Raw genomic sequence first — 7,930 nt, 5'->3', positions numbered from 1 at the left:
GTTGATAGGCCAGATATGGAAGCCTGGTAACGGGTGGAGTTGACTGGTACTAATAGGCCGAGGGCTTGTCCTCAGTTGCTCGCGTCCACTGTGTTAGTTCTGAGGCAACGACCGTTGCCGGTTTGAGCAGAACATACAAGTAAAGAGTGTGCTTGTTCGCTCGAAACCATTAGGGTTTCGGTGGTCATAGCGTAGGGGAAACGCCCGGTTACATTTCGAACCCGGAAGCTAAGCCTTACAGCGCCGATGGTACTGCAGGGGGGACCCTGTGGGAGAGTAGGACGCCGCCGAACAATCTTTGGAAGGACCCCTGGTCCCAGCGTTCAGCTGGGACCAGGGGTCCTTTTGTTTTTACAATGCTTGCAGTACCTAAGACAGGAGTCACCGATGGCCACCAACTCTCCCGACGACCGACCGGAGCGCGACCAGCGGCGACGGGACAGTGGTGACCGCGGTGATCGAGGCGGTTTCCGTCGCGACAGCGGTCGTGGCGGTCCCGTGCGTCGTGACGGGGACCGTGGAGGTTTCCGCCGCGATGACCGGCGCGACGATCGGCGTGATGACCGACGTGATGACCGACGTCGTGACGACCGGGATCGTGGGCCGCGGCGGGACGATCGTGGGGATCGTCCGTCGTTCCGGCGTGATGACGACCGGGGTGGTTTCCGTCGGGACGACAACCGCGGTGGTGGCGGATACGGCCGGCGTGACGACCGGCGAAGTGACGATCGTGGCCCGCGCGGTGGTTTCCGTCGTGACGACCGGCCGGACTTCCGTCGTGACGACCGTCGCGATGACCGCCGTGACGACCGTAGGGATGACCGCCGCGAAGGTCGGCCGGACTTCCGGCGCGACGACCGGCGGGACAGCCGGCGGGACGACCGGCCGGACTTCCGTCGTGATGATCGCCGTGATGACCGGCGGGACGATCGTCGTGATGACCGGCGGGACAGTGACCGTGGTGGGTACCCCCGGCGGGACGACCGGGACCGTGGGTTCCGGGGGCGTGACGAGCGGCGGGGTGACGACCGTGGGGACCGCGGTGGTTTCCGTCGTGATGACCGGCGTGACGACCGTGGCGGTTTCCGGGGTCGGGACGACCGTGGTGGTCGGGGCGGGCCCCGGCGCGACGACCGGGGCGGCCGGCCCGGTGGCTTCCGGGGTGGCCGGGACGGCCGGGACAGTCGTGACGGGCGTGACGACCGCCGTGGCGGAGGCCGTTTCCGTGACGACCGGGACCGCGAGCCGATCAAGCGGCTGCCGATCCCCGAGGACGTCACGGGCGAGGAGATCGACAAGGACGTACGGCAGGAGCTGCAGAGTCTGCCGAAGACGCTCGCGGACGACGTCGCCAGGAACCTGGTGATGGTGGCCCGGCTCATCGACGAGGACCCCGAGGGCGCGTACGGGTACTCCAGGGTGGCGCTGCGGCTGGCGTCGCGCGTGGCCGCCGTACGGGAGGCCGCTGGATTCGCGGCGTACGCGAACCAGAAGTACTCGGAGGCCCTCGCCGAGTTCCGGGCCGCGCGGCGGATGACCGGCACCGTGGACCTGTGGCCGGTCATGGCCGACTGCGAGCGTGGGCTCGGGCGGCCGGAGAAGGCGCTGGACATGGCCGGGGCTCCCGAGGTGCACAAGCTGGACAAGGCCGGGCAGGTCGAGATGCGGCTCGTCGCGGCCGGGGCCCGGCGGGACATGGGGCAGCTGGACGCGGCGATCGTGACGTTGCAGAGCCCCGAGCTGGCCTCCAGCTCCGTACAGCCGTGGACCCCGCGGCTGCGGTACGCGTACGCCGACGCGCTGCTGGCCGCCGGTCGTGAGGACGAGGCGCGGGAGTGGTTCGCCAAGACCGTGGAGTCCGACCGGGACGGCAGCACGGACGCCTCCGACCGGCTGGCGGAGCTGGACGGGGTGGACTTCGTGGACGCCCTCGACGAGAGCGAGAGCGAGGCCGAGAGTGAGGGTGAGGGCGGTTCCGGGGCGCGTGAGCGTGGCGAGGACTGAACCGTCGTGAGGTGAGTGAGGGGCGGGACCGGGGACGGTTCCGCCCCTCACTCATGTCCGGGGGTGCCCGTCAGAGGTCCAGCGTGCGCAGGACCAGGCCCGATGCCGGTTTCGGGCCGAACGACGTCGACTTGCGGGGCATCGTGACGCCCTGGCGGGCCAGGTCGCGGACGACCTCCTCGCGGACCGGGTGCAGCAGGACGGCCGTACCGCCGTCGCGTTCCGCCTTCTCGACGGTGGCGGCCGTGTCGTGGATGTAGGAGATGTGGGCCGCGGAGTCCTCGGGGACGTGCCAGAGGTGGGCGAGGAGCGTGCTGTGCAGGACGGTCGCGTCGAGGGTGCGCCAGGCCGCGGGGCGGTCGGCGGGGACCGTGCGGGACAGCAGTTCGGGATCCGGGCGGTCCACCAGGTGGAAGGCGCCGTCGCCGGCGAGCAGGAAGGCGTTGCCCTCCTCGGCCGCTTCCGCCAGCGTGGCCAGGGCCTCGTCCAGGGGGGCGTCGACACGGTGGATGCGGAAGTGGCCCTTGAGGGCGGTCAGGGCGTCCGCGACCGGCAGGTCGTGCAGCAGGCGGTGGATGGCGCGGACGCGGAGCGGGTAGCGGGCGGTGTCGACCAGGAGGACCAGGCCGTAGTCCCAGGGGCTGGGGGAGGGGTGCTCGGCGCGGAGCTCGTGGTAGGTCGCCCAGCGGTGGTGGCCGTCGGCGATCAGCGCCTGGTGGCGGGAGAGGTCCGAGCGGACCCGGGCGATCTCCCCGGGGTCGGTGACCGCCCACAGGCGGTGGCGGTAGCCGTCCTCCGTGGTGGTGGCCAGCAGCGGGGGGCGTTCGGCGGCGCGTTCCACGGTCGTGCTCGTGGGGTTCGGCGCGCTGTCGCCGCGGTAGGTCAGCAGGAGGGGTTCGAAGTTGGCCGAGGTGGCCCGCATCAGGGCGGCGCGTTCGGCGACGACGTGGTGCATGACGTCCTCGTGCGGCAGCACCGACCGGTCCCCGGGCTCCGGGAGGCGCAGGGCGCCGATGACGCCGCGTTGCAGGAGGCCGTCGTCGGCGCGCTGCTCGTAGACGTACAGTCCGGGCTCGGGGTCGGGGGTCAGGATGCCCTCGGCGAGCCATCGGCGCAGGGTGCGGGCCGCTTGTTCGTCGCGGGCGGTGGGGGTGGCGGCCTGGGGGAGGATCAGGCGGACGATGTTGTACGGGTCCGCCGACTCCAGGTGGAGCAGGCCGTCGGGGCGGACCACGACGTCGTAGGGAGGGGATGTCACGGCGGCCAGGCTGCCGACCCGGTCGGGGTCGTAGCGGAGACCTCGGAACGGGGTGAGTTCCAGGCCCCGGTGCGCCGTCGCTTCCGAGTGACCTGCGGTATCCATCCCGGCATCGTACGTGTGTCAGTGGCATGGGGGATGATCGGGGAAAGACGGATGAGCGGGAACGACGCGGCGATGACGAGGAGCGATGTGTGATGAGCCGGAGCGTCCGGACCAGGCCCGAGGGCAGTGGGCAGGCCCTGAGCGAGGCGTACGACACGGCGCTGCTCGACCTCGACGGGGTGGTGTACGCGGGCGGTGAGGCGATCGTCCACGCCGTCGAGTCGCTGGCCACGGCGCGCGGGGGCGGGATGCAGCTGGCGTACGTCACGAACAACGCGCTGCGGACACCGGACGCCGTGGCCGCGCATCTGACGGAGCTGGGGATCGCCGCCGAGGCGTCCGACGTGATCACCTCCGCGCAGGCGGTGGCGCGGCTGGTCGCCGAGCAGGTGCCGTCGGGGGCGCGGGTGCTGGTCATCGGCGGGGAGGGGCTGCGGGTCGCGTTGCGCGAGCGGGGGCTCGAGCCGGTGGAGTCGGCCGACGACGCTCCGGTGGCGGTCGTGCAGGGGTACGGGGGGCCCGAGCTGCCGTGGGGGCGGTTCGCGGAGGCCTGTTACGCCATCGCCCGGGGCGTGCCCTGGTACGCGTCCAACACGGACCTGACGATTCCCAGCGCGCGGGGGATCGCGCCGGGCAACGGCGCCGCGGTGGAGGTCGTGCGGACAGCCACCGGTGCCGAGCCGCAGGTCGCGGGCAAGCCGCTGCCGCCGATGCACCGGGAGACGATCCTGCGTACGGGCGCCGAGCGGCCGTTGGTGGTGGGCGACCGGCTGGACACCGACATCGAGGGTGCCTTCGGCGGTGACGTCGACTCGCTGCTCGTGCTGACCGGGGTCACGGACGGCCGGCAGCTGCTCGCCGCGCCGCCGCAGCACCGGCCGACCTACGTGGACGCCGACCTGCGCGGGCTGCTCACCGGACAGCCGGAGGTCACGGACGCGGACGGGGGCGGCTTCCGGTGCGGGGGCTGGACGGCGAAGGCGGGCGAGGAGCGGCTGGAGCTGGACGGGGAGGGGGAGGGCCTCGACGGGCTGCGCGCACTGTGCGCGGCGGCGTGGACGGCGGCCGGGGACGGCACCTGTGCGCTGGACGCGGAGAAGGCGCTGGCCCGGCTGGGGTTGTGAGGCCGCCCGGGCAGGACGGGCGTCGGCGGTCGGCGTCCGGCGGCTCGGGGATCGTGATCGAATAGGAGGGTAGGCTAACCTAACCGGGTGTTGGTCGACAGTCCCCCCGAAGCGCGCGCCGAGACCGTTGCCGCGCCCCCGGACCGCCGGGTGGTCCGTGCTGCCGGGCTGCTGGTCTCCGTGGCGATCCTGGTGTGTGTCGCCGTGGCGAGCATCGCCGTCGGTGCCAAGGACCTGTCCCTGGCGCAGGTCTGGCACGGCCTGTTCGAGGACTCGGGTTCGTACGGTGACGTGGTGGTCGGCGAGCGGCTGTCGCGGACGGTGCTCGGGTTGCTCGCCGGTGCCGCGCTCGGTCTCTCCGGGGCCGTCCTGCAGGCCCTCACCCGCAACCCGCTCGCCGACCCCGGCCTGCTCGGCATCAACGCCGGTGCCTCCGCCGCCGTCGTCACCGCCGTCACCTTCCTCGGCGTCACCTCGCTGAGCGGGTACGTCTGGTTCGCCTTCCTCGGCGCGGCGGCGGTCGGGGCGCTGGTCTGGTTCCTGGGCGGCAGCCGGGGCGCGACGCCGGTGCGGCTGGCGCTGGCCGGCACCGCGATCAGCGCCGCGCTCTACGGCTACCTCCAGGCCGTGATGATCACCGACGAGGCGGCGCTGGGCACGATGCGCTTCTGGACCGTCGGCTCGCTGTCCTCGGCGGACGACGCGACCATCACGCAGGTCCTGCCGTTCTTCGCCATCGGCACGGTGCTCGCCCTGGCGCTCGCCCGGCCGCTGAACGCGATGGAGATGGGCGACGACACCGCCCGGGCCCTCGGCGCCCACCTGACCCGCACCCGGGCGCTGGCGATGCTCGCCGCGACCGTGCTGTGCGGGGCCGCCACCGCAGCCTGCGGGCCGATCGTCTTCGTCGGCCTGATGGTGCCGCACGTCGTGCGCTCCTTCACCGGCCCCGACCTGCGCTGGATCCTGCCGTACGCCACGGTCCTGTCGCCCGTGCTGCTGCTCGGCGCCGATGTCCTCGGCCGGATCGTCGCCCGGCCCTCGGAGCTCCAGGTCGGCATCGTGACCGCGGTGCTCGGCGGCCCGGTCTTCATCTTTCTCGTACGACGGCGGAGGACGGCCCAGCTGTGAAGACCCCCGCGAAGACAGCCCGTACCGCCCGTACCGCCCGTACCGTCCGTGCCGTCCGTGCCGTGCGCACCGCCGGCGGGCTCTCGGTCCGGCTGGACGTCAGGTCGCTGACCGTCGTCGTCCTTCTGCTGGCCGCCGCGCTCGCCGCGAGCGTCGTGCTGATCGGCACCGGCGACTTCCCGATCCCGGCCGCCGATGTGCTGCGCACGCTGTTCGGGGACGGCAACGCGGGCCAGGAGTTCATCGTCCGGGAGCTGCGGCTGCCGCGCGTGCTGGTGGGGCTGCTGGTCGGCGCCTCGCTCGGGCTGGGCGGCGCGCTGTTCCAGGCCATCTCCCGCAACCCGCTGGGCAGTCCGGACGTGCTCGGGCTCGGGCAGGGCGCGACGGCCGGCGCGCTGATCATGATCGTGCTGTTCTCCGGCAGCGCGGCCCAGGTCACCTTCGGCGCGCTGGTGGGCGGTCTGGTGACCGGGTTCGGTATCTACGTGCTCGCCTGGAAGCGAGGGGTGCACGGATACCGGCTGGTCCTGGTCGGTATCGGCGTGGCCGCGATGGTCACGGCGGTCAACGGCTATCTGATGACCCGGGCCGACATCGTGGACGCCTCCCGTGCCGTGGTCTGGATGACCGGCAGCCTCGACGGCCGGGACTGGGAGCAGGTCTGGCCGTTGCTGGTCCTGTGCGCGGTCCTGGTGCCGGTCGCCCTGGCCAACGGGCGGGGGCTGCGGATGATGGAGATGGGCGACGACGTCTCGTACGCCCTCGGGGTGCGGGTGGAGCGCGTACGGATGCTGCTGCTGGTGGTCGCCGTGCTGCTGGTCGCCGCAGCCACGGCCGCCGCCGGACCGGTCGGCTTCGTCGCGCTCACCGCGCCGCAGCTCGCCCGCCGGCTGACCCGCGCGCCCGGCCCCAACCTGCTGCCGTCGCTGTGCATGGGCGCCGCCCTGCTGGTCACCGCCGACTGGATCTCGCAGCGGACCTTCGGCGCCGGCCAGCTCCCGGTGGGCGTGGTCACCGGCGTGCTCGGCGGCGTCTACCTGCTGTGGCTGCTGGTCACCGAGCGCAAGGCGGGCCGGATATGAGTACGCGTACCCGCCCCGGCGTCACCAGCGGGCTGAACAACCGAAGGAGCAACGTGAACCGCCTGTCCGCCGAGAACGTCACCCTCGCCTACGACCAGCGCGTCATCGCCGAGCAGTTGTCGGTGGAGATACCCGACAACTCGTTCACGGTGATCGTCGGCCCCAACGCGTGCGGCAAGTCGACGCTGCTGCGCGCCCTGTCCCGGATGCTCAAGCCCAGCGACGGCCGGGTCCTGCTCGACGGGCAGGTGATCCAGTCGATGCCCGCCAAGCAGGTGGCCCGCACCCTCGGTCTGCTGCCCCAGTCGTCGATCGCGCCCGACGGCATCACCGTCGGCGACCTGGTCGGCCGGGGCCGCTACCCGCACCAGGGCCTGCTGCGCCAGTGGTCCACCGAGGACGAGCGGGTCGTACAGGAGTCCATGGCGCAGACCGCGGTGGCCGAGCTGGCCGACCGGTACGTCGACGAACTCTCCGGCGGCCAGCGCCAGCGCGTCTGGATCGCCATGGCGCTCGCCCAGCAGACCCCGCTGCTGCTGCTCGACGAGCCGACGACGTACCTGGACATCCAGCACCAGATCGACGTCCTCGACCTCTGCGCCGACCTGCACGAGGAGCAGGGCCGCACGCTCGTCGCCGTGCTGCACGACCTCAACCACGCGGCCCGGTACGCCACCCACCTCATCGCCCTGCGCGACGGTCAGGTCATCGCCGAGGGCGCGCCGAAGGACATCGTCACGGCCGAGCTGGTCGAGAAGGTCTTCGGGATGCGCTGTCAGGTGATCGACGACCCGGAGACGGGGACGCCGCTGGTGGTGCCGGCCGCGCGCAAGGCGCGTGACCGGGTCGCGGTCACAGAAGCTTCCTGAGGCGGAACAGGTCCCGCAGGCCCGCCTCCAGCTTCACCCGCCCCGAGCCCCACGCCTTGGCGAAGTTCAGCTCGCCGTCGACCAGCGCGACCAGGTCGTCGCCGGTCATGGCCAGTCTGATCTCCGCCTTCCGGGGCGGCGGGCCGGTGAGGGTCTCGCGCACGTCGATCCCGCCGTCCGCCATGCGGCCGGCGAAGGTGACGTCCAGGTCCGTGATGTGGCAGCTCACCGAACGGTCCAGTTCGGTGGCGGCCCGCACGTCGCCTTCCGCGCCCCGCATGTTCTCCGAAAGCTTCTCGAGTGCTGCGCGGCACTCCTCGATCGTCGCCATCGCCCCCGACCGTACCCCAGTGGTCC

8 protein-coding genes and 1 rRNA gene are annotated in these 7,930 nt (G+C 72.2%); 7 read left to right on the top strand and 2 right to left on the bottom strand.

The window, feature by feature from the left end; all coding sequences use genetic code 11:
• The first annotated feature begins 176 nt into the window (after positions 1-176).
• The 3 genes from rrf (at position 177) to ACIQR3_RS33085 (ending at position 2,004) form a co-directional block, all read left to right on the top strand.
• Positions 177-293, top strand: a 5S ribosomal RNA gene (gene rrf, locus ACIQR3_RS33095).
• A gap of 152 nt (positions 294-445) precedes the next feature.
• Positions 446-1,366 carry a hypothetical protein gene (locus ACIQR3_RS33090; protein ID WP_403544564.1) on the top strand — a complete coding sequence of 307 codons (921 nt, stop codon included), beginning with the start codon at positions 446-448 and terminating at the stop codon, positions 1,364-1,366.
• Complete coding sequence (locus ACIQR3_RS33085; protein WP_403544562.1) at positions 1,258-2,004, top strand: tetratricopeptide repeat protein; 747 nt, start codon at positions 1,258-1,260, stop codon at positions 2,002-2,004. The genes ACIQR3_RS33090 and ACIQR3_RS33085 overlap by 109 nt, the downstream gene beginning before the upstream one ends.
• A 70-nt stretch (positions 2,005-2,074) precedes the next feature.
• Here the strand turns inward: ACIQR3_RS33085 and ACIQR3_RS33080 are convergent, their stop codons facing one another.
• Positions 2,075-3,367 carry a DUF1015 family protein gene (locus ACIQR3_RS33080; protein ID WP_403544546.1) on the bottom strand — a complete coding sequence of 431 codons (1,293 nt, stop codon included), beginning with the start codon at positions 3,365-3,367 and terminating at the stop codon, positions 2,075-2,077.
• 92 nt (positions 3,368-3,459) lie between these two features.
• On the opposite strand from ACIQR3_RS33080, the gene ACIQR3_RS33075 reads away from it, so the two are divergent.
• The 4 genes from ACIQR3_RS33075 (at position 3,460) to ACIQR3_RS33060 (ending at position 7,573) form a co-directional block, all read left to right on the top strand.
• Positions 3,460-4,491, top strand: coding sequence for an HAD hydrolase-like protein (locus tag ACIQR3_RS33075; RefSeq protein WP_403544544.1), 1,032 nt, complete (start codon positions 3,460-3,462; stop codon positions 4,489-4,491).
• 87 nt (positions 4,492-4,578) lie between these two features.
• Positions 4,579-5,622: a FecCD family ABC transporter permease gene (locus ACIQR3_RS33070; protein WP_403544542.1), complete on the top strand. Its 1,044-nt coding sequence runs from the start codon at positions 4,579-4,581 to the stop codon at positions 5,620-5,622.
• Entirely contained in the window at positions 5,619-6,704 is a 1,086-nt protein-coding gene (locus tag ACIQR3_RS33065; RefSeq protein ID WP_403544540.1) for a FecCD family ABC transporter permease, read from the top strand. The genes ACIQR3_RS33070 and ACIQR3_RS33065 overlap by 4 nt, the downstream gene beginning before the upstream one ends.
• Positions 6,701-7,573 (top strand): ABC transporter ATP-binding protein, encoded by an 873-nt coding sequence (locus ACIQR3_RS33060; protein WP_403544538.1) that lies wholly within the window; start codon positions 6,701-6,703, stop codon positions 7,571-7,573. The genes ACIQR3_RS33065 and ACIQR3_RS33060 overlap by 4 nt, the downstream gene beginning before the upstream one ends.
• Here ACIQR3_RS33060 and ACIQR3_RS33055 read toward each other — a convergent pair.
• Entirely contained in the window at positions 7,557-7,904 is a 348-nt protein-coding gene (locus tag ACIQR3_RS33055; protein ID WP_403544536.1) for an SCP2 sterol-binding domain-containing protein, read from the bottom strand. The two genes, ACIQR3_RS33060 and ACIQR3_RS33055, sit on opposite strands and share 17 nt — an antisense overlap.
• Positions 7,905-7,930 lie beyond the last annotated feature (26 nt).

Origin of the sequence: Streptomyces sp. NPDC090994 (assembly GCF_044768905.1) — a bacterium.
GTDB lineage: Bacteria > Actinomycetota > Actinomycetes > Streptomycetales > Streptomycetaceae > Streptomyces.
This window is presented reverse-complemented; position numbering and strand designations above follow the sequence as displayed.

Bases quoted from the DNA above. Each gene is read 5' to 3' on its own strand.
- ACIQR3_RS33080 (WP_403544546.1), bottom strand. From the start codon at position 3,367: ATGGATACCGCAGGTCACTCGGAAGCGACGGCGCACCGGGGCCTGGAA.
- ACIQR3_RS33060 (WP_403544538.1), top strand. From the start codon at position 6,701: ATGAGTACGCGTACCCGCCCCGGCGTCACCAGCGGGCTGAACAACCGA.
- ACIQR3_RS33075 (WP_403544544.1), top strand. From the start codon at position 3,460: ATGAGCCGGAGCGTCCGGACCAGGCCCGAGGGCAGTGGGCAGGCCCTG.
- ACIQR3_RS33055 (WP_403544536.1), bottom strand. From the start codon at position 7,904: ATGGCGACGATCGAGGAGTGCCGCGCAGCACTCGAGAAGCTTTCGGAG.